22 protein-coding genes are annotated in these 26,350 nt (G+C 45.0%); 14 read left to right on the forward strand and 8 right to left on the reverse strand.

What is annotated here, in order from left to right:
* Positions 1–40: 40 nt before the first annotated feature.
* From OC193_RS16490 to OC193_RS16500, 3 genes are all read right to left on the reverse strand, one after another.
* Positions 41–1,465 carry a phosphohexomutase domain-containing protein gene (locus tag OC193_RS16490; RefSeq protein WP_048663343.1) on the reverse strand — a complete coding sequence of 475 codons (1,425 nt, stop codon included), beginning with the start codon at positions 1,463–1,465 and terminating at the stop codon, positions 41–43.
* Between the two features lie 15 nt (positions 1,466–1,480).
* Positions 1,481–2,974, reverse strand: a complete 1,494-nt coding sequence (locus OC193_RS16495) for a mannose-1-phosphate guanylyltransferase/mannose-6-phosphate isomerase (RefSeq protein WP_048663344.1) — start codon at positions 2,972–2,974, stop codon at positions 1,481–1,483.
* 80 nt (positions 2,975–3,054) lie between these two features.
* On the reverse strand, positions 3,055–4,170 hold the full coding sequence (locus OC193_RS16500; protein WP_048659095.1) for a mechanosensitive ion channel family protein: 1,116 nt from the start codon (positions 4,168–4,170) through the stop codon (positions 3,055–3,057).
* Positions 4,171–4,356: 186 nt separating this feature from the next.
* Between OC193_RS16500 and OC193_RS16505 the strand changes: the two genes are divergently transcribed.
* Both OC193_RS16505 and OC193_RS16510 read left to right on the forward strand, forming a co-directional pair.
* The gene (locus OC193_RS16505; RefSeq protein WP_048659096.1) at positions 4,357–5,013 is read left to right on the forward strand and encodes a potassium channel family protein; all 657 of its coding nucleotides are present in this window, start codon (positions 4,357–4,359) and stop codon (positions 5,011–5,013) included.
* Positions 5,014–5,039: 26 nt separating this feature from the next.
* Positions 5,040–6,407, forward strand: a complete 1,368-nt coding sequence (locus OC193_RS16510; protein ID WP_048659097.1) for a TrkH family potassium uptake protein — start codon at positions 5,040–5,042, stop codon at positions 6,405–6,407.
* Positions 6,408–6,501: 94 nt separating this feature from the next.
* Here OC193_RS16510 and msrB read toward each other — a convergent pair whose 3' ends face one another.
* Positions 6,502–7,644, reverse strand: coding sequence for a peptide-methionine (R)-S-oxide reductase MsrB (gene msrB, locus OC193_RS16515; RefSeq protein ID WP_048663345.1), 1,143 nt, complete (start codon positions 7,642–7,644; stop codon positions 6,502–6,504).
* 199 nt (positions 7,645–7,843) lie between these two features.
* On the opposite strand from msrB, the gene OC193_RS16520 reads away from it, so the two are divergent.
* Positions 7,844–8,242 (forward strand): OsmC family protein, encoded by a 399-nt coding sequence (locus OC193_RS16520; protein ID WP_048659099.1) that lies wholly within the window; start codon positions 7,844–7,846, stop codon positions 8,240–8,242.
* A 124-nt stretch (positions 8,243–8,366) separates the two neighbouring features.
* On the opposite strand, the gene OC193_RS16525 is transcribed toward OC193_RS16520, so the two are convergent.
* The 4 genes from OC193_RS16525 to phnW all read right to left on the reverse strand — a co-directional run bounded on the left by OC193_RS16525 (position 8,367) and on the right by phnW (position 13,244).
* Entirely contained in the window at positions 8,367–9,437 is a 1,071-nt protein-coding gene (locus OC193_RS16525; RefSeq protein WP_048663346.1) for an OmpA family protein, read from the reverse strand.
* A gap of 343 nt (positions 9,438–9,780) precedes the next feature.
* A complete protein-coding gene (phnX, locus tag OC193_RS16530) occupies positions 9,781–10,599 on the reverse strand; it encodes a phosphonoacetaldehyde hydrolase (protein ID WP_048663347.1) in 819 nt (272 codons plus the stop codon).
* 84 nt (positions 10,600–10,683) lie between these two features.
* Positions 10,684–12,141 carry an aspartate aminotransferase family protein gene (locus OC193_RS16535; RefSeq protein WP_048663348.1) on the reverse strand — a complete coding sequence of 486 codons (1,458 nt, stop codon included), beginning with the start codon at positions 12,139–12,141 and terminating at the stop codon, positions 10,684–10,686.
* On the reverse strand, positions 12,141–13,244 hold the full coding sequence (gene phnW, locus OC193_RS16540; protein WP_048663349.1) for a 2-aminoethylphosphonate--pyruvate transaminase: 1,104 nt from the start codon (positions 13,242–13,244) through the stop codon (positions 12,141–12,143). Before phnW ends, OC193_RS16535 begins: the two co-directional genes overlap by 1 nt.
* Positions 13,245–13,569: 325 nt before the next feature.
* On the opposite strand from phnW, the gene OC193_RS16545 reads away from it, so the two are divergent.
* The 11 genes from OC193_RS16545 (at position 13,570) to gndA (ending at position 26,306) form a co-directional block, all read left to right on the forward strand.
* Positions 13,570–14,580 (forward strand): putative 2-aminoethylphosphonate ABC transporter substrate-binding protein, encoded by a 1,011-nt coding sequence (locus OC193_RS16545; protein WP_017094998.1) that lies wholly within the window; start codon positions 13,570–13,572, stop codon positions 14,578–14,580.
* 152 nt (positions 14,581–14,732) lie between these two features.
* Entirely contained in the window at positions 14,733–16,154 is a 1,422-nt protein-coding gene (locus OC193_RS16550) for an FAD-dependent oxidoreductase (protein WP_048659105.1), read from the forward strand.
* 227 nt (positions 16,155–16,381) lie between these two features.
* A complete protein-coding gene (locus OC193_RS16555) occupies positions 16,382–17,491 on the forward strand; it encodes a putative 2-aminoethylphosphonate ABC transporter ATP-binding protein (RefSeq protein WP_048659106.1) in 1,110 nt (369 codons plus the stop codon).
* Positions 17,492–17,511: 20 nt separating this feature from the next.
* Positions 17,512–19,221 carry a putative 2-aminoethylphosphonate ABC transporter permease subunit gene (locus tag OC193_RS16560; protein WP_196299409.1) on the forward strand — a complete coding sequence of 570 codons (1,710 nt, stop codon included), beginning with the start codon at positions 17,512–17,514 and terminating at the stop codon, positions 19,219–19,221.
* 68 nt (positions 19,222–19,289) lie between these two features.
* The gene (gene phnR, locus OC193_RS16565; protein WP_048663351.1) at positions 19,290–19,994 is read left to right on the forward strand and encodes a phosphonate utilization transcriptional regulator PhnR; all 705 of its coding nucleotides are present in this window, start codon (positions 19,290–19,292) and stop codon (positions 19,992–19,994) included.
* Positions 19,995–20,129: 135 nt separating this feature from the next.
* Positions 20,130–21,032: an EamA family transporter gene (locus OC193_RS16570; RefSeq protein ID WP_048663352.1), complete on the forward strand. Its 903-nt coding sequence runs from the start codon at positions 20,130–20,132 to the stop codon at positions 21,030–21,032.
* Positions 21,033–21,232: 200 nt separating this feature from the next.
* Positions 21,233–22,249, forward strand: coding sequence for a TRAP transporter substrate-binding protein (locus OC193_RS16575; protein ID WP_019820432.1), 1,017 nt, complete (start codon positions 21,233–21,235; stop codon positions 22,247–22,249).
* Positions 22,250–22,313: 64 nt separating this feature from the next.
* Positions 22,314–22,871, forward strand: coding sequence for a TRAP transporter small permease subunit (locus OC193_RS16580; protein ID WP_017058622.1), 558 nt, complete (start codon positions 22,314–22,316; stop codon positions 22,869–22,871).
* The gene (locus tag OC193_RS16585; protein ID WP_048663353.1) at positions 22,864–24,186 is read left to right on the forward strand and encodes a TRAP transporter large permease; all 1,323 of its coding nucleotides are present in this window, start codon (positions 22,864–22,866) and stop codon (positions 24,184–24,186) included. The genes OC193_RS16580 and OC193_RS16585 overlap by 8 nt, the downstream gene beginning before the upstream one ends.
* Positions 24,187–24,303: 117 nt before the next feature.
* Positions 24,304–24,801, forward strand: coding sequence for a gluconokinase (locus OC193_RS16590; RefSeq protein ID WP_048663354.1), 498 nt, complete (start codon positions 24,304–24,306; stop codon positions 24,799–24,801).
* Between the two features lie 2 nt (positions 24,802–24,803).
* Complete coding sequence (gndA, locus tag OC193_RS16595) at positions 24,804–26,306, forward strand: NADP-dependent phosphogluconate dehydrogenase (protein WP_048663355.1); 1,503 nt, start codon at positions 24,804–24,806, stop codon at positions 26,304–26,306.
* Positions 26,307–26,350: the final 44 nt, after the last annotated feature.

Here is a 26,350-nt window from a genome sequence, read left to right on the forward strand (position 1 = left end):
TTTGTTGCTCTTAGGAGCAAATTGGAAGCACTTTGTACTCTTAAATGAGAAAAGACAGTAGCTCTTCGACTTTATGTGACAACAAAGCTTTATCTTTTTGGGTTTCAACATTGAGGCGTATCAGTGGTTCTGTATTCGATTTTCTCAGATTGAAGCGCCATGTTCCCATATTCACACTGATACCATCGATGAAGTCTACCGCAACGGCGCCCTTTTTATAGTGTTCTAAAACAGAAGCTATAACTCGGTTGGGATCTGAAACTCTGCGATTTATCTCTCCGGAAGAGGGGAATTTAAGCATACTGGTACACGTCAATTGGTGAAGAGATTGTTGAGTCTTCGAAATTAGTTCGATAACCAGTAGCCAAGGAATCATGCCTGAATCACAATATCCAAAATCACGGAAATAATGGTGTGCGCTCATTTCACCACCGTACACTGCGTTGAGCTTTCGCATTTTCTCTTTGATCAAAGCATGCCCAGCTTTTACGCCAACAGCGTTTCCACCTAGTCTTTCTGCAACCTCTATTGTATTCCATGTCATGCGCATGTCGTGTAGTACAGTCGCATTGGAGTCTTTCAGCAAGAAGGCTTCGGTTAGCAGGCCGACGATGTAGTAACCCTCAATGTAATTGCCTTTTTCATCGAAGAAAAAACAACGATCAAAATCTCCATCCCATGCGATACCAAGGTCGGCGGAATGAGCTAGCACAGCATTTCGTGTCGCAATCTGGTTTTCTTTGATTAAGGGGTTTGGAATACCATTAGGGAATTTCCCATCAGGAGTGTGATGAACCTTGATGAAAGAGATAGGAACATTCAGTTCGTTAAACCTCTCCTCTAACGCGTCAATGACATGCCCTGCAACACCGTTCCCAGCATTAACCACAATCTTCATCGGTGACAGCTTTGATGGGGTTATATACGAGAGTAGGTACTCGACGTACGGAGCAAGAATATTGGCCTTTCTGCAAGAATCAGAAGGTAGCACTCTACTGATAGTTATACCGTTTTTCAGCTCTTGACCCAGAACTTCAATACGCTGTTTGATTATATCTAAACCACTGTTTTTACTAATTGGCCTCGCATCTGCACCGACTAATTTCATTCCGTTGTAATTGATTGGATTGTGGCTTGCTGTAATTTGAATTCCGCCTATTGCTTGTAGGTGGCGAGTCGCAAAGTAAATCTCTTCAGTGCCTGTCATACCGAGATCGATCACGCCTATGCCAGACTCGTTTAAGCCTTTGGTGATAGCTTTTTGTAATGAAAGGGACGTTTCGCGGTTATCACGGCCAATCACTACCTGAGCTGAGTCGTAGAGTGACGTTTCAGTTGAAGCACAAAGTACGTGTTCGCCAAATGCTTTTCCAAACAGAAAGGCGAAATGTTCATTGATTTGTTGACCAATGATGCCGCGGATATCGTTATTCTTAAAGCAGCTCAAGTCTAATGGTGATTTCATCGATTTGTCGCTGCTTTAGTTCGATTTGATGATTTGAGATGAGTCAGGTTGTTCGCATTTCACGTCTCGCCCATAACTGTCTTGATATCGAATGATGTCGCCTTCGCTCAAATGGCTGCCGGTTTGTACCTCGATCATTTCGAGTGGCAGTTCGCCTGGGTTTTCTAAGCTATGAACATGTCCTAATGGAATGTAGGTGGATTGGTCTTCTTCGACTAGGTAAGTTTTCTCATCATTAGTCACCTTCGCGATGCCCGCTACGACAACCCAGTGTTCCGCTCTATGGTGATGCATTTGTAGCGATAACTTATGACCGGGTTTTACGGTGATACGTTTTACTTTGTCGCGTTTACCTAGGTCGATTACATCGTATTTACCCCAAGGTCTAAACACCTCACGGTGATGAACATGTTCTGTGCGACCAGCTTGGTTCAGCTGACTAACAATCGATTTTATGCCTTGAACTTTGTCTTTATTCGCAACCAATATAGCGTCTTTGGTTTCGACAATAATCAGGTTTTCGACACCCACAGTCGCAACCAATTTATTTTCGGAATGAATATAGTTGTGCTGAGAATCGACAGTTAACACATCGCCTTCAATCACGTTGTTGTGCTCGTCCTTATCACTGACATCCCAGATGGCAGACCATGAACCAATATCATTCCAACCAACATCCATAGGAATTACTGCAGCGTGTGACGTTTTTTCCATCACGGCATAGTCGATAGAGTCACTCGGACTGCTTTTGAATGCTTCGGCGTCAATACGGATAAAGTCGAGGTCGGTGTTTTGTGTCGCGAGAGCGAGTTTACAGGCCGCTAAGATCTCTGGACGATGTTCAGCAAGTTCTTCAAGGTAGCGTGATGCTCTAAACATGAACATGCCGCTGTTCCAGAGGTGCTGTCCTGAACTAATGTATTGCTCTGCGGTGGCTAGGTCAGGTTTTTCAACGAAACATTCAATGGCAAAAGCATGGTGGGAGAGTGGCTTTCCTTGTTTGATATAACCATAGCCAGTTTCTGGAGCGTTGGGAGTAATACCAAATGTGACCAGTTTGCCTTGTTTCGCGTATTCGACACCCCTCGCTACCGTTTGCTGAAATTCGGTCGTTTTGGCGATGTGATGATCGGCTGCCAGTACCAATAATATTGGATCTGACTTGTTCTGTTGGTTGCTGTTCGAGTGACTTAAGGCCTGTAAGGCTGCAAGTGCGATGGCGGGCGCTGTGTTTCGACCTACAGGCTCTAACAGAATACCACTGTGTTGGATATTAGCCGATCGAGCTTGCTCTGCAGCGATAAAGCGGTGTTCTTCATTACAGATGATGAAGGGAGCGGCACACTCGGTATCACTTAAGTGCGCTTCAAGGCCTTGCAAACGCAAAAGGGTTTGCTGAAGCATAGATTGCTCACCTGCGATGTTGAGGAACTGCTTAGGGTAAAGCTCGCGAGATAGTGGCCAGAGGCGGCTACCAGAGCCGCCAGCTAGAATGACAGGTAAAATCATATCGTGGTAATTGGGTGCCTTAAAATACTGGCGCTATGTTACCACGCTTCACCGTTATTATTTATCGATAAGAAATTTACTTATCGATGACCTTCTGGATTGGGAATGACAATGTCTTGAGTTTCGCTAAAACCTTGCGGGTCGATTTTAAGTGTTTGCGTTGGGAAGGCGATATCCGCATTATGTTTGTGAATAATTGCTAGCACCTGCAGTAGCACATCCTGCTTAACTTCATGGTATCTCACCCAGTTGACGGTCTTAGTGAAGGTGTAGATAAAGAAATTAAGTGTTGATGGCCCAAACTTGTCAAAGTTAACCATCAACGTCTGTTTGGCATCGATATCAGGGTGCGTTTCAAGCATGGCTTTTACGTCATCCACAATAGCAGCCAACTTGCTCGCGTCTTGGTAACGAAGCCCAAAGGTTTCATTGATTCGGCGGTTCAGCATTCTTGATGGGTTCTCTACCACAATGTTACTGAAAACCGAGTTTGGCACGTACAAAGGGCGTTTATCGAAGGTGCGGATGATGGTCATGCGCCAACCAATACGTTCGACAGTACCTTCGATTTGACGATCGGGAGAGCGAATCCAATCACCGACTTTAAAAGGTCGGTCGAAGTAGATCATCATGCCACCAAAGAAGTTCGAGAGTAGATCTTTTGCTGCCAAACCGACAATCAAACCACCCACACCACCAAAGGTCAGAAGGCCAGACAGGCTGAGTCCAAACGCTTGCATGACTGTCAGGCCGCCCATGACCATAAAGAACAGGCGAGCTACTTTTGCAATCGCCTGTACAGTTGTCTCATCCCTGTTTTTTTGCTCTAAGACGTATGCTTCAGTGTTGGTGATCATTCGTAAGGTAAACCAAACGAAGGTACATATGATCAAAATGTGTTTTAACGTTTTTAACCAGTTGATTTCGTTACCAAACTGGTCTTGGAGGATCAGCCCGATAGAGACCGTGGCTGGCCAACACCAAAGTAACGTACTGACTGGGGTTTTCAGTGCTTCTAGTAGCAGATCATCCCAGTGGAAAGGGGTTTTCTGAACCAGAATTTCTAAGCGATTGTGGACAATTCGCCAAGCTACCCAAGCAAGAAAACTCGCAATAGTGATGAATAGGACACTGTTCGCCCAATCACTATGGCTCTGGTTAATGTAGGTTTGTACTTGGGTTAAGAATTCATTCATTGTGTGTGCTGCCGCAGAAATTATGAATTGGAAATTAGCAGAAACTGGAGTTGTTCTCTACCTTTATAAATCAAGCGATTATGACACTAGTATAACCTTATTATTGAAAAACTAACTTTTTTTGAGATAGAAACTAATATAGGTTTGGCTATCCCGTGTAATTAAAATTTCTCAACAGGATTTCAAATGAGCGACAAACAATATGCAGTTATCGGTTTAGGGCGTTTTGGTTTATCTGTTTGCCAAGAACTTCAAAGTTCAGGTTCACAGGTGTTAGCCGTCGATATTGATGAAGAGCGAGTGAAAGAAGCCGCGGCTTTTGTTTCACAAGCGATTGTTGCTAACTGTACGAGCGAAGAAACGGTAAAAGAGTTAAGGCTAGACGATTATGACATGGTGATGGTGTCGATTGGCTCTGATGTTAACTCGAGCATTCTAACCACTTTGGTGGTGAAAGAGTCAGGCGCAAAAGCCGTCTGGGTGAAGGCGAACGATAAGTTCCACGGTAAGATCCTCTCTAAGATTGGTGCTGACCATATCATCATGCCAGAGCGCGATATGGGTATTCGTGTTGCGCGCAAGATGTTGGATAGACGCGTTCTTGAGTTTATCGACCTAGGCAGTGGTTTAGCGATGACCGAAATTGTTATCGGTGCTAAGTTGTTGGGTAAGCAGCTTCGCGAACTCAAGCTGTGCAAAGAAACTGGCGTTGAAGTTCTTGGCTTCAAGCGTGGCCCAAACTTAACCAAAGCACCGGAACTGGATGTGAGTTTAGAAATCGGTGATGTAGTGATCATTGCAGGGCCGAAAGAGACCTTGTCTAGAAAATTACGTAATTGGTAACCGGCAATGGGTCATAAGGTAATAGTATGAATTCGTTAAAACGAAAAGGTACTTTCTACACGCTTAAGAGAGATGAAAAGCCACGTAAAGGCTCTGAACCTAAGATTATTCTGACTAGTTTCTTAGGTGTTCTTATCCCTTCGGCCATACTTCTGACGATGCCTGTTTTTTCTGTTACAGGACTTAGCTTTACAGATGCGTTGTTTACCGCGACTTCCGCGATCAGTGTGACAGGTTTGGGTGTAGTCGATACGGGTGAGCACTTCACTTTGGCTGGAAAAATCTTGCTGATGTTCTTGATGCAAGTGGGCGGGTTAGGGCAGATGACCCTATCTGCGGTACTGCTCTACATGTTCGGTGTTAGGTTGAGCCTTAAACAACAAGCACTCGCGAAAGAAGCGCTTGGCCAAGATCGTAAGATTAACCTTCGCAAATTAGTTAAGAAGATCATAATCTTTGCATTAGTGGCTGAATTTATCGGTTTTGTATTGCTCTGTTTCCGCTGGGTGCCTGAGATGGGATGGTCAACGGGTAGCTTTTATGCACTTTTTCATGCGATATCAGCATTCAACAACGCAGGTTTTGCACTGTTTTCAGACAGTATGATGAGTTTTGTTGATGATCCATTGGTGATCTTCACGTTAGCTGGTTTGTTTATTTTCGGTGGCTTAGGCTTCACAGTCGTCGGAGACCTATCGAGTAACTGGCGTAAAGGTTTTCGACATCTTCATTTACACACCAAGATTATGCTAACCGCCACTCCGACTCTATTGTTAGTGGGTACGATATTGTTCTGGCTGTTGGAAAGAAATAACTCAGCAACCATGGAAGGATTATCGACTCAAGGGCAGTGGCTAGCCGCATTTTTCCAGTCGGCTAGTGCTCGTACTGCTGGCTTTAATAGTGTGGATTTGTCTCAGTACACTCAGCCTGCATTGTTGGTAATGATTGTACTGATGTTGATTGGTGCTGGCTCTACCTCAACAGGTGGTGGTATTAAGGTTTCGACCTTTGCAGTCGCTTTTGTCGCAACATGGACCTTCCTACGTCAGAAAAAGCACGTGGTGATGTTTAAGCGCACTGTGACTTGGCAAGCGGTAACAAAGTCGTTGGCCATTATTGTGGTAAGTGGGGCGTTATTAACCACCGCGATGTTTTTGTTAATGCTTACTGAAAAGGCAGCGTTTGATCGAGTCATGTTTGAGGTGATTTCTGCCTTTGCAACGGTTGGTTTAACGGCTGGCTTAACTGCAAACCTGACTGAGCCCGGTAAATACATCATGATTGTGGTTATGGTGATTGGACGTATCGGCCCCCTGACCTTGGCTTATATGCTAGCTCGCCCAGAGCCTTCCTTGTTGAAATACCCAGAAGACACGGTGTTAACGGGTTAATAAGATGAACAGGCTAATAAAGCTCTGTCAATAAAAACAAAGCCAGCGATATGCTGGCTTTGTTGTCGTAGGCTGACCGTTAATTGCTGAATGCTTAGCCCTCAAACATCTCAACGTATTCTTCGTAGCCTTCTTCCACTAATTTATCCGCAGGGATAAAGCGCATTGCGGCTGAGTTCATGCAGTAACGTAAACCTGTAGGTTTAGGGCCATCTTTAAATACATGACCTAGATGAGAATCACCAAATTTACTGCGGACCTCGGTTCTTGGGTAAAGCAACTTGTAGTCGGTAGTGGTTACGACATAAGCCTCACTGATTGGTTGCGTGAAGCTCGGCCAGCCTGTACCTGATTTGTATTTGTCTTTTGACGAGAACAAAGGCTCACCGGTGACGATATCAACGTAAATACCTTCTTGCTTGTTATCCCAGTATTTGTTGTCAAACGGGCGCTCTGTTGCATCGTCTTGTGTTACATCGTACTGCAGTGAGGTTAGTTTCGCCTTAATCTCAGCATCAGACGGTTTAACGTAGGTCTTAGCGTTTGCTGTCGCATTTTTGCTGTCGATGATCTGGCGGATAGTTTGTGGGTTTTCCTTTCTATCATCACCGAAGATTTTATCTAAATATTGATCACGACCGGAAGCGTAACGGTAATAGTTATAACGAACCTTGCTCTTTTTGTAATAATCTTGGTGGTAACCTTCGGCAGGCCAGAACTTTTCAAACTTAATCAGTTCTGTTTTTAGTGGAGCACCAAAGATCTTAGCTTTGTCGATTTCCATCATAAAGTTCTGAGCGACGTCTTTTTGCTCTTGATTATGATAGAAAATAGCAGGTCGATATTGAGGGCCTCGGTCTACAAATGAGCCTTTGTTATCGGTTGGATCTATGTGTCTAAAGAATTGGTCAAGAACCTGTTCGTAGCTGACAAGATCTGGATTGTAAGTCACGTTGATGACTTCGATGTGACCAGACTTACCTGAAGATACTTGTTTATAAGTGGGGTTTTCTAATTCACCACCAGAATACCCAGAGATAACGTCGGTCACGCCTGTCAGTTTTTCTAGGTCGGACTCTGTACACCAAAAACAACCACCAGCCAGTGTCGCGATTTCATTTTTACCTGAATCAGCCGTTTTATCCATTGTATTGGCAGTGCCAGTCTGGCTTACAAACAGCGAAATCAGTGGCAGTACGACTACGAGTGATACCAATATTTTAGATAGTTTATTCATAGATACCTCATCTTGACGTTTTTCTTATTCAATTTTGAATGTACGAATAGAGACAGGTTTTAGATGAAAAAAATTGCATCGTTCACAAAAAATATGTCGCCGAGAACATCTTGCTCATAAATGCCGCCAGTAGTAGGGTGTCAGTATTGATATCCAATAATAGATACTGATGGCGGTTATCGTACATCTAAGGAACCACATGCAAGCAGAAGTTAAATGGGTCGAAGGCTTTAAATTCCTAGGTCAATCTCAATCAGGTCACTCTGTCGTGATGGATGGAAGTGGCGGTGCTACTGCGCCAAGCCCGATGGAAATGGTGTTAATGGCTGCCGGTGGTTGTAGCTCTGTTGATGTGGTTGATGGTTTGAAATCTGCTGGCCAAAATATCACAGGCTGCAATGCAAAACTTGAAACCACACGTCGTGAAACCGCACCAAAAATCTTTACCGTGATTAACATTCATTTTGAAGTGTCTGGTGACAACCTAGATCCTGAGTTGGTCGCTAAAGTGTGTGCTGACTCTTTAGAAAAGTACTGCTCAGTGTGCTTAATGCTGGGTGCTGGCGTTGAAATGACGCACAGCTGGGAAATTATCTAGTCTCTGATTGTACTGCTTGGCGGTAGGCTAATTTTTACGACTTACGGGCATAGCTAGATAAAGAAAAGGGCGGAGCACTTTAAAGTGTTCCGCCCTTAATTATTCTAGCTAGAGTAGAGTGCTATTATTCAGTCGTTTCTACAATAACTTCTTCAATTTGAGCTTCTTCTTGGTATTCAAAGCTTGGGATCGTTGCGTCAACACGACGGTTTTGCGCACGGCCTTCAGCGGTAGCGTTTGATGCGATTGGGTTTTCTTCCCCTTCACCAGAAGCCGTAATACGCTCAGCTTCAATTCCTTGCTCTTCGATGTATGCAGCTACAGCGGCAGCACGTTTCTTAGAAATCATCATGTTGTATTCTGCCGCACCAGTTGAGTCAGTGTGGCCAACAATGTTAACGGTCGATTGAGGGTGCGCTTGTAAGACTTCAACAATTGGCTGTACAGCTGTTTTACCTTCTTCTGAAAGCTCTGTGCTGTTAGTCGCAAATGTACCTTGAGAGAAGCTCTCGGTTTGCGCTTTAGTAACAACTACCGCTGCTTCTTCTTCAATAACCACAGTTTCTGGCTCGGTGATTGGCTCAGAAGGTGCTTGAGTCACTGCCGCCTCAGAAGCTGCAGCCGCTGCTGATGCGGTTGTGTTACCTGTACCGAAGTTGTAGCTAAGGCCAACAGTCACAAGGTTAGAGTTAAGGTTTTGAATGATCTTATCATCAAAATCATCGAAGTATTGGTATTCAACTCTCAGCGCCCAATCGTCTGAAAACTGTTTCTCAGCGCCGATACCTAGAGCTAGTACAACATCGTCTTCATCGTCATGCATGATATAAGCAGGACCAGCTTTGAAGAAAACATCAAACTCTTGTTTGATCGCCAATCGGTACATTGGGCTTAACGATATTGCGATAATAGAGTCACTGTAACGCTGAATTGTTCTGTTATTATAAAAGCTGGTGTCATAGTCACCTAAATAGTCTGCGTTTAATTCGAGAGCAATGTTATCGGTAAAGTTGTAACCACCGTAAATACCACCCGCAACAGAATCATCTTCACACTTTTCACCGCTTACACAAGCGCTATCTAGCCAACCCATGCCAACTTTTGCGCCTACGTATGTCGTTGCGGCAATGGATGGAGCAGCAGCGAAACCTGAAGCTGCAATCACAGCACACATGATTTTTGAAAGTTTTTTCATAATCTTATCCTTGGATTAATTTTTATTGTTATCTGAACTGGCCATTAAATCGAAAACTTACCGTGTGGGACACTGCAACGGTAAGTAAATCAAGGCTTTAATTCAGTCAGGGCCTTTTCAGGAACTGTTAACACATTGTTAGTCTGATTGCTTATGAGAGTCAATGTGATTGTTGGGATTTATATTTTTCAAGGTGCCTATTTATAGCTTTTTTGTCGAAAAATTGTTGTCTCAAATGTTGGAAACGAAGAAACCTCGCATCATTTTTACGTGATACGAGGTTTCATTTTGCATGTGTGCGGATTATTGGGCTACAGACCCTGATTTGCAGAAGTGGCAGGAGTTATGGACGCTCACCTGCTAGTAAGCGCTTCTCGATATCAGCAATGATACCTGGCAGATCTGCAATAGTATCGATCAGGTAGTGTGGGTTTGATTTGTTTAGCTTCACGCTGGCTTTTTCACGTGCATCGGCGAGTGTTGCTTCATCTGCGTCTAAGTATTCTTGGTAGGTGAAGCCAGCTTCGTTGCCTGATAGTACAAGGCCTACTGTCCACATGCCTGCGTTGTGGCCTTCATCGATACCCGGCGCAGCGTCATCTACTTTCACACATGCAGCGACGTTTGTTACACCTAGATCTATCACGTTTTTAAGAGCCATAAATGGAGCTGGGCGGCCACCTTGAGGTAAGTCATCCGTTGCAACTACGTTGTCTGGTCGGTAACCGTAATCTGCCGCAGCAGGGATTAGCACATCCATCACTTCACGTGGGTAACCAGAACAAGAGCCAATTTTTACATTCTTTTCTTTTAGGTTATTTACAACTTCAATTGCGTTTAAAATTGGTGCTGCGTGGTCTGCTACTTTTGCTTTCTGAAGAGGCATGAATGCCGCGTAGATCGCATCAACGTCTTCACTTGTCATCGAGCGTCCGAACTGAGCCTTCCAACGAGCGTCAACAGCAGGAATTCGACCAACTGCTTGGATGTGGTCCCATTTGCCGATCCCCATAGGTTCACGCGCTTCTGCTAAGTCGATATCAAAGTTGAAACCTTGTCTGAATGCTTCAACGAAAATACTGGTTGGAGCAAATGATCCAAAATCAACGATAGTGCCAGCCCAGTCAAAGATAACCGCTTGGATAGGTGATGTTGTGTTCATAGTCGTGTCCTATTTCTGTTCTCTCCCAGCTAAAGTTGTTCTGGGAGATGAATGATTGTTTTAAGTTATTGGTTAGATGATGGTTTAAAGGTATTCAAAGTCTTTGCAGACTTTTGCTATCGCTTTTTCGAATACAGACAGAGCGACTTCTAGTTCGCTGCGGCTGATGATCAATGGTGGACTCAACTGGATCACGTTACCTTGTGACACCTTAAAGCTCAGACCATCGTTCAGACACTGGTAAAGCACCGCTTCTGCTTCATCGAAAGCTCGGGTTTTGGTGATGTGGTCAGTGACCAATTCCACCCCCCAGAGCAGGCCGATGCCGCGAATGTCACCAATGACTGGGTGCTTCTCTTTCATTTGAAGTAGCTGTTCACGTACGAATGCGCTGTCTGCTTGTACTTTTTCAAGTAGGTTTTCTTGCTCAATCACTTCCATGGTCGCGAGTGCTGCCGCGCAGCCAATTGGGCTTTTCTCGTGGGTGTAGTGACCAAGAGATACTTGCGCTGCCGTGTTGTATTTGTCTTTAGTGATCATGGCTGCGATTGGTACTAAACCGCCGCCAAAACCTTTACCGATACAAAGGATGTCAGGTTCGATATCAAACGCTTGGTGAGTAAACCATTCGCCGCTACGACCCATGCCATTTGGGATGTCATCGATGATCAACATGACGTTGTGTTTGTCACAGATCTCACGGATGCGTTTCCAATAAGCCTTACTTGGCACTTGAACGTCTGTGTTACGCACTGCTTCCGCAATGAAGGCACCAATGCCACCTTCTTTTTCAATCACATACTCAAGGTAATCGGCGTAGTGAACATCACATGCAGCCTCACTTTCACCGCCTGTGCTATTCCCACTTAACGGAAAACTATCGCGAAGCGAGAAAGAGTCATTAAGCGGGAAAGCACCACGATAGGAAACCGCTGGTGGAATACGTTCTACGCCAGACATTAACGGGCCCATACCTTCGCGGAAACACGCTTCGCCACCTACTGAAATTGCATCGAGTGACGCGCCATGGAATGAGTCCCACAGTGACACTACTTTAAAGTTGTTGGTGATATGTCGAGCCAGTTTGAGCGCCATGCCGATCACTGATGTGCCACCTGGAGCAAACAACACGCGATTCAAATCACCACCGCAGATCTGTGTCAGCTTTTCAGCACACTGAACGGCTGTTTCATTGGTAAAACGACGAGGTGAAAATGGCAATGACGCCATTTGCTGAGTCACTTTATTAATGATGTGGGGGTGACCATAACCTAGTTGATGGACATTATTGCCGTGAAAGTCCATGTACTTCTTGCCTGACGTATCTTGTATGTAGATGCCTTCTGCGGCTTCAAGTGTATCTAGACAAGGCGTTGACATGGCTTGATGAAGAAATACGTCAGAATCACGTTTTAACATCGCTTGAGTCGCGTCATCGTTTAGTGATTCGTTCCATTTTTCGCGTGCTGGTGTGGTGTTCACATCACCTTCACTTCGAAAGTGCGCCGCGTTCACCACTGGCTCTTGGTTAGTTATCGTCATTACTTGATATCCCAGTACATAGCATTCTTAACTGCGCCAATGAGAGCTTCAATGTCTGATGGGTACACTTCACCGATGTTACCGATTCGGAAGCAGTCTGCATTTGAAACCTTGCCCGGGTAAATCACAAACCCTTGTTCTTTCAAACGGTCATAGAATTCCTTGAATTGGTAATCGCTATGAGCTGGAGAATAGAAAGAGGTAATGATTGGTGAATGAAGGTCATCATTAAGCAGCGGTTCAAAGCCAAGAGAGCGCATACCTGCAACCAATGTGGTTTGGTTGGTTTGGTAGCGGTTATAACGAGCTTCAATGCCGCCTTCTTGTTCCAATTCAAGTAGAGCTTGGTAGAAAGCGCGCACTGTATGAGTCGGAGAGGTGAAACGCCATTTACCATGGTTGCTTTCCATGCAGTGCCATTGGTCAAACAGGTCAAGGCTTAATGAGCGAGCTTGGCCTTTGCACTTCTCTAACTCTGACTGCTTAGCAATAACAAAGCCGAAGCCCGGTACACCTTGAATGCATTTGTTGGCTGAGCTGATCATGTAATCGATACCTAAGTCAGCAATATCCATAGGGATACCACCAAAGCTCGACATCGCATCAAGAATGACGGTTTTGTTGTGCTGCTTCGCCAATTTGGCGATGTCTTTAATCGGATTCAACATACCAGTGGTGGTTTCACAATGCACAATTGCAACATGAGTAATGTCTGAATCCATGGCCAATGCCGTTTCCATTTCGTTCAAGTCAGGCTGTGATGTTTCACCTGGGGAAACGACATGGCATGGAATGTTTAAGTATTCTGAGATTTGAGCAATCCGAGCCCCATACGCACCGTTGTCAACAACAAGAAGCTTACCACTTTTAGAGATAACGCTACCGATTGTTGCTTCAACTGAAGCGGTGCCGCTACCTTGCATTAGTACGCTCGTGTAACCCGTTTGCTTAGTCGCCAAAGCCACTAGCTTGCTACGAATCACTTCAACAACGTCTTTGTTGTATTCATCATCCCAAGTACACCAGTCTTTTAGCATCGCTTGGCGAACGGTTTCAGAAGTAGATAGAGGACCTGGTGTCAGTAATAAGTATTCGTTTCTCATGTTCAATTCTCGTGATTTCTATTTTGGACTATACCAATTGTTGCGATTACTTTAACAACCAATTTAAACGGTCGTAAATAGCCCAAACGTTATTTTCACAAAAGCTTCATATTCAAATTTGTCACTTGTGTTGAGAAATTTTCCGATCTTTAAATTGCCATTTTTTGTTCATTTAATCGTCATAAAAGCCAATTAGCCTAATACTTGAAATCTGGTACATACCAATATGAAGGTGTGTGTTAACAACCTAACTGAATTTATGGATATAGAAGCATCTTGATGGGGCTTCTAACTTCTAACCTTGGCATCGGCCTGATTGGAGAAAATGATGAAAAACCGTTTTATGAAAGGATCACTTGCAGCGTTAGTCACTCTACTCGCTGGTAATGCTTATGCAGCACAGGAAGTGACGGTTTACACCGCTTTTGAAACTGACATTTTAGCGAAATACAAAAACGCATTTGAAAGTGAAAACCCAGACATCAACATCAAATGGGTTCGTGATTCAACTGGGATCATGACGGCAAAATTATTGGCTGAGAAAAACAACCCTCGTGCAGAAGTCGTTTGGGGCCTTGCTGGTTCTTCAATGGCTCTACTTAAAGAAGAGGGCATTCTTAAGCCTTACACTCCTCAAGGTGTAGAAGCGCTGCGTTCAAACCTCAACGATCCGCAATCTACTCAAGCTTGGTATGGCAATGACGCCTTCTTCAATGCGGTTTGTTTCAACGAAGTAGTTGCTAAGCAATTGAACCTACCTGCACCTAAATCTTGGGATGACCTAACGAAGCCTATCTACAAAGGCCACATTGCAATGCCAAACCCAGCGTCTTCTGGTACGGGCTACATGCAGGTTTCGGCTTGGTTACAAAACATGGGTGAAGACCAAGGTTGGAACTACATGCAGAAGCTAGATCAAAACATTGCTCATTACACGCACTCTGGTTCTAAGCCATGTGTTCAAGCGGGCATGGGTGAAGTGGCTATCGGTATTTCTATGGCGAGCCGCGGCGCGAAGCTGAAGACTCAAGGCGCGCCACTTTCTGTGATTACACCGGAAGGTATCGGTTGGGAATCTGAAGCGGTAGGTCTTGTTAAGCCTTCAGATGCAGCACAACGTGTTATCGATTGGTCTATCTCTAAAGCAGCGAATGAACTTTACATCGAAATGTATCCAGTTGTTGGCCACCAAGATGTCACAGGTAAAGCAGAAAACTTCCCGAACGTAGAGAAGAACATGGCAAAAATGGACTTCGCTCGTATGGGCAGCGAACGTGCAGATGTTCTGAAAACATGGTCTGAGAAGTTTGACGCTAAATCAGAGCCAAAATCTTAACCTGCTGAGCTAGTTAGTTTATTGGCTACTTGGTTCATTAGGCATTTGCTCCATTAAATACGCAGCCCACTAGAAGTAAGAAATCAGCAAAGGAAGGCTTCGGTCTTCCTTTTTTAGTTTTACGCCTTTAGGTTTTAAGTAAGGTACAACAAATGACAAAGCACTACTCATATTGGTTCAAGCAAGCATTGGAACAGGAATTTGGTAGCATAAATGCGGGGCTAAAATCCGCTACACCGCTTCAAAAAGACGTTAACTGTGATATCGCCATTGTCGGCGGTGGTTACACTGGTTTATGGACGGCGATTTTAATCAAACAACAACAGCCCGAAAAACATGTTGTCGTGATTGAAAAAGGCTTGTGTGGCAGCGGTGCTTCTGGTGCGAACGGCGGGTGTATGCTGACTTGGTCAACCAAATATCCAACCTTGAAAAAGCTCTATGGAAAAGAGCAAGCCAAATGGCTGGTTAAGGAATCGGAAAAGGTTATATACGAGATCGAAGCCTTCTGTAACGAACACAAGATTGACGCGCATCTTTATCGAAGCGGTACTTACTACACGGCGACCAATGAAGCGCAAAAGGGGGGAATGGAACCTGTTGTGAATGAGTTGGTCAAGCAAGGCATAAATAGTTGGAAGAAGTGTGATAACTCTTTGGCTGAGAAAGCGGGATCGGAGCGTCATATTGAAGGTTATTACTCAGAAGCCGCGGGCAGTGTGCAGCCAGCGTTATTGGCGAGAGGCTTACGCCGAGTCGCTCTCGAACTGGGTGTCGAAATTCACGAAAACACAGAGATGACATCACTTGATTATGGAGCCCCGGCTCGAATCCAAACCAAAGGTGGCTCTGTTTTTGCCGACAAAGTGATTTTGGCACTCAATGCATGGATGCTCGATCACTTTAAAGAGTTCAAACGCAGTATAGTGGTTGTTTCTTCAGATATGGTAGTGACCAAGCCTATTCCTGAAAAGCTCAAGCAATTTGGCCCAGAGAAAGGGGCGGCGGTGGTGGATTCGCGTATCTTTGTCCACTACTACCGAGATACCCAGGACGGACGACTCATGTTGGGCAAAGGTGGTAATAAGTTCTCGTTTGCCAATCAAGTTGAAAGCATGTTCAACCAAACGACCAACTACCTGCCGATTCTCAATCAATCCTTTCAAAAACTGTTCCCTAAATTGCAACAAAGTGAATTCGATTACAATTGGTCTGGCGGCTCAGACCGTTCGGTCACCGGATTGCCATTTTTCGGTAATCTAAAACGCCAAAACAACATCTATTATGGGCTCGGTTACTCAGGTAATGGTGTTGCTCAAACTCGTATGGGCGGAAAGATTCTCTCATCTATGGTACTTGGAGCTGATAACGCTTGGACCTGTTGCGGATTAACCAACGGACCGCTTGGGCATTTCCCGCCAGAGCCATTTCGTTGGGTAGGTGCGATGATGGTGCGTGACGCGGTACGAAGAAAAGAGAACGCGGAAGATTCTGGTAAAACGCCATTGTGGCTGGATAAGCAATTGGCAAAGCTGGCTGGTGCGGCGGGCAAAGCCGACAAGGTTAAATCATAGATTAATCTAGCGTTTAAATTAGAAGTTTACATTTGGGCTCTCAGTGATCTTTGGGCAAGTCATTGAGGGCTTTCAACGTTGAATTAAGTTTCAATGCTGAACAAATAATGATCTTTAATGCTTATTATATCTGCAATATAACTGTCATTTAGCTTCTATAAATTTGTCACTTAACTGCAATGTTCTCAGTTTAAATTTGGTATATACCATATGGAGAGTGCTGTAGTATGAGCAACCAAACTTATTTGAATATTGAAAACGTTGTAAAGCAATTTGGCCAATTCACAGCGTTAAAAGACATTTCCCTATCGATAGATAAAGGCGAGTTCGTCTGCTTCCTTGGCCCATCTGGCTGTGGAAAAACCACCTTATTACGTGCGATTGCAGGTTTAGATTTACCTACTTCAGGTTCTATTGAGCAGAACGGTAAGGATACGACCTTCTTACCACCAGAAAAGCGCGACTTTGGCATTGTGTTCCAGTCTTACGCTTTGTTCCCGAACCTGACTGTGGAAGAAAACATTGCGATTGGCCTTAAAAACCAAGGCATGTCGACCAAAGAAGCTCTTGAGACGGTTGAGTCTTGGTTAGAGACCATCGGCTTACCGACGTCTGGTCAGAAATTCCCAAATCAATTGTCTGGTGGGCAGCAGCAGCGTGTGGCTTTGGCTCGTGCTTTGGCTTTGTCTCCAGGTTTGCTACTCCTTGATGAACCGCTTTCTGCATTGGATGCAAAAGTAAGAACACACCTGCGCGACGAGATCTGTCAATTGCAGCGTAAATTGGGCATCACCACGATTATGGTGACGCACGATCAAGATGAAGCTTTGACCATGGCTGACCGCATTGTGGTAATGAATCACGGTATTATCGAGCAAGTGGGTGCTCCGCAAGAAATCTATCAAAATCCAGTTAGCCGCTTTGTCGCTGAATTTGTTGGCAGCATGAATTTCATTCAAGCTTCTGTTGCTGCGAAAGGCAAAATGCGCATTGCAGAGTCGATGTTAGCGTTGCCAGTTTTAGATAATTTGACACCAAAGCATGGTGATCGTTTTGATATCGCGGTGCGTCCAGAACAAATTCAGTTTGTTGATCGCTTTAACGAGTCTTTACCCGTCAGAATCGTATCTAGCGAGTTCCTAGGGGCGTTCTATCGAGTTGAGTGTGAGCTGCAACATGACTCAACGGCTAAAGAGATCATCGTTGATGTGTCAGTCAAAGAGTTTAATCGATTGAAACTGCGTCGCAGCGATATTCGTTACGTAACGTTTGATGAAGAAGGTCTTAGAGCTTACCCATCTGAAAGCCTGCAAGTGATGAAAGACGAGGCGGCGTAACAATCATGGAATCGACTCAAATGATGCAATCTAAGCTGCTAATTCAACGACGAGTAACGCCTTTTCTTGCTCGGCTAAGTAAAGACAACGTAATCCTATTCGGGCTTCTGGCTTTTTTGTCAGTGGTCATGACGCTATTCATCCTGATGCCACTGTGGGCAATGTTGAAAAAGAGTGTTCAGAGCGCAGATGGTGAATTTGTAGGATTACAGCATTTCGCAACGTATTTTGCTTCGCAGAGCCTCTGGCAGTCGGTAGGTAACACGTTTACGCTTGGGCTGTTAGTCACGGTTGTCGTGGGTGTATTAGCGTTTGGTTATGCCTATGCGTTGACTCGCTCATGTATGCCTTTCAAGGGGCTTTTTCAGGTGTTGGGTTCAGCGCCGATTCTAGCTCCGTCGTTGCTTCCTGCGATCAGCTTGATCTTCCTATTTGGTAATCAAGGTATCGCCAAAGAAGTCTTGGGCGGCAACTCGGTATACGGCTTGATTGGTATCTCACTCGGCTTGATATTCTGGACTTTCCCACATGCCTTGATGATTCTAACCACTTCACTCAGAACTTCTGATGCTCGTCTTTATGAGGCTGCCCGTGCTCTAAATACTTCCTCGATTAAAACCTTCTTCATGGTGACCTTACCTGCAGCCAAATATGGCTTGATCAGTACTCTGATCGTTGTGTTTACGTTGGTGGTATGTGACTTTGGTGTACCAAAGGTCATTGGCGGTAGCTACAACGTTTTATCTACAGATATCTTTAAGCAGGTGGTTGGTCAGCAGAACTTTTCGATGGGTGCTGTAACCAGTATCTTGTTGCTATTGCCTGCGCTACTTGCGTTTACAGTGGATCGCTGGGTACAAAAGAAACAGAAGAGCTTGTTTGATACCCGTTCTGTCGCGTACCAACCAGAGCCAAATACCATGCGTGATGGATTGTGTTTCCTTTACTGCACGGTCATTTCGGCTGCTGTCGTTATCGTGTTGGGCATGGCGATATACGGTTCTATGGTCACCTTCTGGCCTTGGAACAAAGCGCTCACCCTGAATAACTACAACTTTGCTGAGATGAGTACCTATGGTTGGACACCGTTCTTCAACTCTCTGACGCTTGGTGCATGGACTGCCATTATCGGTACCGTATTGATTTTCTTAGGTGCGTATTGTATTGAGAAGGGCAGAGCATTTGCTCCTGTTCGTCAGGCGATGCAGATGCTCAGTGTTGTGCCGATGGCCGTTCCGGGTATGGTTCTGGGTTTGGGGTATATCTTCTACTTCAATGACTTGAGTAACCCACTTAACTTCCTGTATGGCACGATGGCGTTCTTGGTGATTAATACGGTGGTTCACTACTACACAGTAGGGCACATGACGGCGTTAACGGCATTGAAACAGCTACCTTCGGAAATTGAAGCCACGGCGGCCTCGGTTAACCTACCGCAATACAAGCTGTTTTTTAAGGTGACGGTGCCCGTTTGTTTGCCTGCGATTTTAGATATTGCGACATACCTGTTTATTAATGCACTTACCACGACATCTGCGGTAGTATTCTTGTATTCTACCGATACGATACCTGCGTCAGTTTCAGTGTTGAATATGGACGATGCGGGGCAAACCGGTGCAGCAGCAGCCATGGCGGTAATGATCATGATATCTGCAGCGAGTGCGAAGTTGATTCATATGCTAATCAACAAGTTTTTCGAGAAGCGCACCCAAGCTTGGCGCAAACGCTAGCGAACCATTTTATATTGCAGTTGGCCAAGGAGTGGCTGACGACAAGAACAAGAATGAAAGGAAATTAAGTGCAGTACGTAAAAATCAAAGATGTCATTGTAGAGCAGATAGAGTCGGGGATGTTAACGCCACGACAGAAGTTGCCTGCAGAACGTAAGCTGGCTGAATCGTTTGATACAACACGAGTTACCTTACGTGAAGCTTTGTCTTCGCTTGAAGCGGAAGGGCGTATTTACCGAGAAGATCGTCGCGGTTGGTTTATCTCACCAGCGCCGCTTCGTTACGATCCAACACAAACATTGAACTTCACTAATATGGCTTTGGCGCAGAATCGTAAGCCGAAAACTGAGTTAGTGGAGGCAAAAGGGATGTTGGCAACCAAGGAGGCGACTAAGCTTCTTGAGTTACAACCGTTTTCCGATGTTTATCGAGTCGACAGAGTTCGCTACCTTGAAGACAGACCGGTTGTGTATGTGACGAACTACATTCGACCAGAGTTGTTTCCTAACTTACTCGATTATGACCTGTCTAAATCACTGACCGACATCTACCGTGAGCACTTTGGTGTGGTGTATCAGAAGATTCGTTACCGTGTGAGTACAACGTCTTTGCTGGGTGAAACCGCGCAAGCATTGCGTGCGACTTCTGGCTCTCCTGCAATGGTGGTAGAGCGTGTTAACTACAATCAAAATGGCGATTTGATTGACTGTGATATTGAGTATTGGCGTCATGACGCGATCAGTATAGAGTCGATCGCGCAGTTAGAGCGTTAGTCGTACATTAGAACGCTGGCACATCTCACTTTAGGGATTTGCCCAACTGGAATGATCAAAGGTCTCTTATCTGGAGGCCTTTTTTATCCCCTGTTTTCAGCGACTGCTTTTATCAGTCAATAAGTTAGGAATGAAATGGAATTCTCTGCCATCATCATCGTGATTATTTCGGCTCTGCTTCATGCAGGTTGGAATGTCCTAGGTAAATCAAATCAAGGCTCAGGCTCATCTTTCTTCTTAGCGTCTGGCTTTGCCGCTGCCGCGATTCTTACTCCCTATTTGATTTGGTATGTTTACAGTGTCGGCTTTGTAAATATAACGATTCCATTCTGGCAGTTGCTCTTCTTGAGTGGCATTTGCCAAATCATCTATTTAATCGGCTTAGGCATCGCCTATAAACAGGCTGATATTGGTGTTATCTACCCGATGGCACGAGCACTGCCTGTGTTAATGGTTGGTTTGGGGACCGTATTGATTGGCTATGAGTTGTCACTGAATCAATGGGTTGGTTTTGCACTGATCACATTAGGCTGTTTGTTTGTTCCATTGAAACAGTTCTCTGAGCTGAGGCTCAAGGCTTACCTGAACCTTGGCGTGTTGTGGGCTCTCATCGCCGCTATTGGTACTACGGGTTACTCCATTATTGATAAAGAAGCGCTTTTGTTATTGGAGCCATTAAGCACGCCTACCATTACTAATAAACACACGGCTATTTTCTACCTAGGCATTCAATTTTGGGCGATCGTAATTCCGCTGAGTATTTGGTTATTGGTGACTAATCAAAGAGTCGAGTTTACCAACGCATGGACACTACGTAAGAAAGCCACGGTTGCAGGCATTATGATGGCATCGACCTATGGTTTGGTGTTGTTTGCGATGACCATGACAGAGAACGTCAGTTTGGTTGTGGCACTTAGGCAAGTAAGCATCATCTTCGGCTTAGTGATGGGGATCTACTTTTTAAAGGAAAAGTGGCACATGACTCGCGGTGTAGGCGTCGTTTTCATCATTGCCGGTTTAGTTATCTCACTGACTTAAAAAGAAATTAAATCATACCTCCAACCTATAATGTGACTTTCCAGTCACATTTCTCTTATTGATAGCAAACGTTTTACTAATGTTAAAGATGTGATCCTTCTCATAGACAAGGCTGTGAAGTTACCGGTAACATCCACCCCAACGTTACCGGTAACATATAACAACAAACCGGACTCTGTGAAACTCATAAGGATACCCAAATGAAAGCTCTGACTAAAACGCTGATTGCTGCTTCCCTCACTGGCCTATTTGCTACTTCAGCAATGGCTGCAGACTTTAAACTTAAGATTCAATCTTCAGATCCATCTGGTGATTTGAACTTCAAGGTTCAGCAGAAGTGGGCTGAGCGTGTAGAGACGATGTCTAACGGACGTATCGACATCGACCTTCTGCCTGTAGGTGCTGTGGTTAAACACACTGAAACGCTAGGCGCGATCAAGATGGGCATCCTTGATGGTCATATCACAGCAACAGGTTACTTCTCTGGTAAAGATCCAGCATTTGGTCTTATCGGTAACATGGTTGGTGCATGGTCAGACACAACACAACTGCTTCAGTACATGAACTACGGTGGCGGTAACGAGCTAATGACTGAGCTTTACAAGCCTTACGGTGTTCAGTTTGTTGGTGCTTCAACAACAGGTGTTGAGTCTTTCATTTCTAAAAAGCCAATTGACGGTGTCGCGGATCTTAAAGGTCTTAAATTACGTGCACCTGAAGGTCTAGTACAACAAGTGTTCGCAGCAGCGGGTGCGACTCCAGTAAACCTTCCGGGCTCTGAAGTATTTACCGGTCTAAGCAAGGGCGTAATTGATGCTGCGGACTACACAGTATTCTCTACAAACCAAAAAGCGGGCATGAACGATATTGCGACACACCCAGTTCAACCGGGTTTCCACTCGTTGCCACTTATCGACATCTCTGTTTCTCAGAAGAAATGGGACAAGATGCCTGCTGATCTACAAACAATCTTACAAACATCAGTGCGTGACTTCTCTTACGACATGACAACTCAGTTAAAAATGGCTGACCAAGCAGCAGTTAAAGAAGCGCAAGCGAACCCAGAAATCACGATTCATGACTGGTCTCAAGAAGAGCGTAAGAAGTTCCGTGAGATCGCAAAAGGTCAATGGAAAGTATTTGCAGAGCGCTCTGATAACGCACAGAAAGTTTACACCTCAGTTACCGTGTTCCTAGAAGAGAACGGCTTACTGTAATTCAAACTTAGCTTATTGATGGGGGAGGGCATTGCTCTCCCGTTTTCTCCCAGGAAATTTGGCCATGACAGACAAAATCCCTCACGCACCAGCTGAAAACGATGAAAAGCCAAGAAACGGGCTTGATCGTCTTATCATAAAATTCAGCAACTTAGTTAGCTGGTTGTTTATCTTCACTGTATTGATTTCATTTTACGAAGTTGTGATGCGCTATGCATTTGACGCCCCAACCACTTGGGTGCACGAGACGGCTTCATTTATCGGTGGTTCATTATTCATTATCGGCGGCATCTACGCTTTCGCGGCTGATAAACATGTACGTGTTGTTCTTATCTACGATTCAGTGTCTAACCAAACACGTAAGTATCTTAATCTTGTTCACCACATTGTTGGTTTAGCCTTTGCGGGCATGCTTGCTTACGCGGCTTACTTCACTGCAGAAGAAGCGTGGTTTGCACCTTGGGGTGAATTTCGTCTTGAGACATCAGGCTCAGTGTTAAACGCGCCTTATCCTGCGCTGCTTAAAGGTCTGATCTTTGTCGTTTTGTGTGTTCTTGTTGTCCAGTTTGTATTGCACCTAATCCAAGAGTTGATGGGTCTAAGGAAGAATGACGATGTTTGATTTATCTTCTATTGGTATCGCATGGGGCAGTTTACTCATGCTGGTTATGATGATTGGTTTGCTACTCACTGGTATGCAGCTGGCCTTCGTAACAGGCTTTGTCGCGATTTTCTTCACCCTGTGTTGGTTTGGCCCTGATGCCTTGCCTTTGATTGCGAGCCGCACCTACAGCTTTGCTTCTGGTTATGTATTCCTCGCCGTCCCAATGTTCGTATTGATGGCAGCGCTCTTAGACCGTTCTGGTATCGCACGAGACCTGTTCGATGCCATGAAATCGGTTGGCCGTAAGGTTCGCGGCGGTGTTGCGGTACAAACTTTATTGGTAGCCGTGTTATTGGCGTCAATGTCAGGTGTTATCGGTGGTGAAACCGTACTACTTGGTATTCTTGCTCTGCCTCAAATGCTTCGCTTGGGTTATGACCGTAAGCTTGCTATCGGTACAACCTGTGCGGGTGGCGCGCTAGGCACCATGCTTCCGCCAAGTATCGTACTGATCATCTATGGCATGACAGCCAGCGTATCAATCGGTGATTTGTTCAAAGCGTCTTTCTTACCAGCCTTTATCCTAGCGGGTTGTTACATCGGCTACGTATTGATTCGTTGTAAGCTAAACCCTTCTCTTGCACCGATTCCAAGTGATGATGAGACAGAAGAAGACATCGCTAATCAACCTAGCTACTTCAAGGCTCTGTTCTTCCCGCTGCTTTCAGTAGCAACCGTTCTAGGTAGTATCTACACAGGTATCGCTTCAGTAACCGAAGCTTCTGCTTTGGGTGTGGTTGGTATTATGATCAGTGCACTAATCCGTGGTGAGCTGAACTACAACATGCTGAAAGAGAGTGCCATCGCAACGATGCGTACCTGCGGCATGATCATGTGGATTGGTATCGGGGCAAGTGCTCTGGTTGGTATCTACAACTTGATGGGCGGTATTGATTTTGTTGAAGAAACCATCCTTGCGCTAAGTGGCGGCAATGCGACAGTTACGTTGTTAATCATGATGGCTATCTTGTTGGTACTTGGTATGTTCCTTGATTGGGTCGGTGTAGCACTTTTAACAATGCCAATCTTCGTTCCAATTATTACTGGCCTTGGCTTCGACCCAGTTTGGTTTGGTGTTGTGTTCTGTCTAAACATGCAGGTGTCTTTCTTGTCACCACCATTTGGCCCAGCGGCTTTCTATCTGAAATCAGTAGCGCCAAAAGACATCAGCTTGGGCGAGATTTTCACGTCACTGCTGCCGTTCATTGCACTTCAAGTCCTAGTTTTAGGCTTAGTTATCGTCTTCCCGCAACTCGCGCTTTGGTGGCAATAACAGCACAGGTTCCTGACCGGATTTAGCGTCAGGAACCGAACCGCAACAACACAAGTTTAACTATTAGATTCGATTGTCAGCCTCAGTTTTGGTTGGGGCTTAGGGAAGGCTTGCCTTATGAAAAGCAAAAAAATACTCGTGATGGGCGTATCTGGATGCGGAAAAAGCCTGATTGGTAGCCGTATCGCAGAAGCATTAATGCTCCAGTTTTTTGATGGAGATGACTTCCATCCGCAAAGCAATGTAGAAAAGATGCGTCAAGGTATTCCACTGACAGACGAAGATCGTCAAGGATGGCTGGAAACACTGAATAAGCAATATATCGAACAACCAAGCGCAGTGATCGCTTGCTCGGCTCTAAAGCCGCAATACCGCGATATTCTGCGTAACAACAATGAAGACTTGGTGATTGTGTACCTACAGGGCAGTTTCGATACGATTTGGAATCGTCACAAAGCGCGTGAAAATCATTATTTTAATGGTCAAGAGATGTTGAAAAGCCAGTTTGAAACCTTGGTTGAACCGGAGCTAGATGAAGCGTTATTTGTCGATATCTCGCAAGATGTCGAGCAAGTCGTAGAAAGTGCACTTAAACAAATTAAGCAGATAGGTTAACCATGACTCAGATAAAAAATGACATTGCGATGATTGGTTTAGGTGTGATGGGCAAAAGCTTAGCGCTGAACCTACTCGACAATGGATTCAATGTTTCGGGTTTCGATTTAAACGCTGACAACATTGAACGCGCAAATTCAGAAGCGAAACAGCTTAATGAATCTTTTGAAGGTAAAGGTCAGTTCACTAAAGGCACTAGCCTTGAACATGTGCTTCAGAGCTTAGCAAAACCGCGTGTTATTGCGTTATCGGTTCCTGCAGGAAAACCTGTCGATATCGTCGTAAATAATCTGCTTGATGCAGGTTTGGAGAGCGACGATATTGTTATCGATACGGGTAACAGCTTGTGGACTGATACCGAGACTCGTGAGTTGAACTATAAGGGCAAGCTTCGTTTCTTCAGTACTGCGGTTTCTGGCGGTGAAGAGGGAGCGCGTGTTGGCCCTGCGCTCATGGCGAGTGGTGATCAGTCTGCTTGGCAATATGTGAAGCCAATGTGGGAAGCGATTGCTGCAAAAGTGGATGCGAACGGATTACCTGTTGCTCAATTTGAAGCGGGTGAGGCGTGTGCTGCGTATGTTGGCCCTTCTGGCACTGGTCATTACGTTAAGATGGTGCACAACGGCATTGAATACGCCGATATGCAGCTCATCTGCGAAGTGTATCATTTCATGCGTGATGTTCTGGACATGCCAACTCAAGAGATTGGTCAAGTCTTTGAACAGTGGAATAACGGTGTTCTTAATAGCTACTTAATGGAGATCAGCGCCGACATTCTTCAGCAAGACGATATTGTTACCGGGAAGCCTTTTGTTGATGTTGTGCTGGATAAAGCCGGGCAGAAAGGTACTGGATTGTGGACAGCGGTGAATAGTCTACAAGAGGGTTGTCCAACGCCAACCATTGCACAGGCGGTCTATGCTCGTGCGATGAGCGGTCAAAAATCACAACGTATTCAAGGGAATCAGCTTCTAAAAGGCAATATTGCGGATGCCAGCCAGTTGGACAAAGCGGAGGTTGTCTCTGAGCTTCATGACGCACTCTACTGCGCCAAGCTGTCTGTTTATGCTCAAGGCTTTGACTTGTTGAAAACAGCGTCAGACAAAGAAGGCTGGAACCTAGACTTCACTCAAATAGCTAAGATCTGGCGAGCGGGTTGTATTATCCGTGCTGCTTTCTTGCAAAGTATCACGTCGGCTTACCAACAAAATAGTGAGTTGGCGAACTTGTTGTTTGATGAGACTTTCATCAAACAAGTAGAAGAGCGTGAGTTGGCTTGGCGTATTGCTGTGGCTAATTCGGCCTTATATGGTGTGCCGATGCCGGGGATCAGTTCAGCATTAAGTTACTTTGATTCGTTGCGCTGTGAAGTATTGCCAGCGAACTTACTGCAAGCGCAACGGGATTACTTTGGTTCCCACACTTATTCGCGAGTCGATAGAGACGAGGCTGAAAAGTTTCACGTGACTTGGAGTCAGTCTCCAAGAACGGAAGTTAACGCTTAAACAATGTATAACGCCCTCGCTATGAGGGCGTTTGTAATTGTGAT

It is taken from the genome of Vibrio crassostreae, assembly GCF_024347415.1.
GTDB lineage: Bacteria > Pseudomonadota > Gammaproteobacteria > Enterobacterales > Vibrionaceae > Vibrio > Vibrio crassostreae.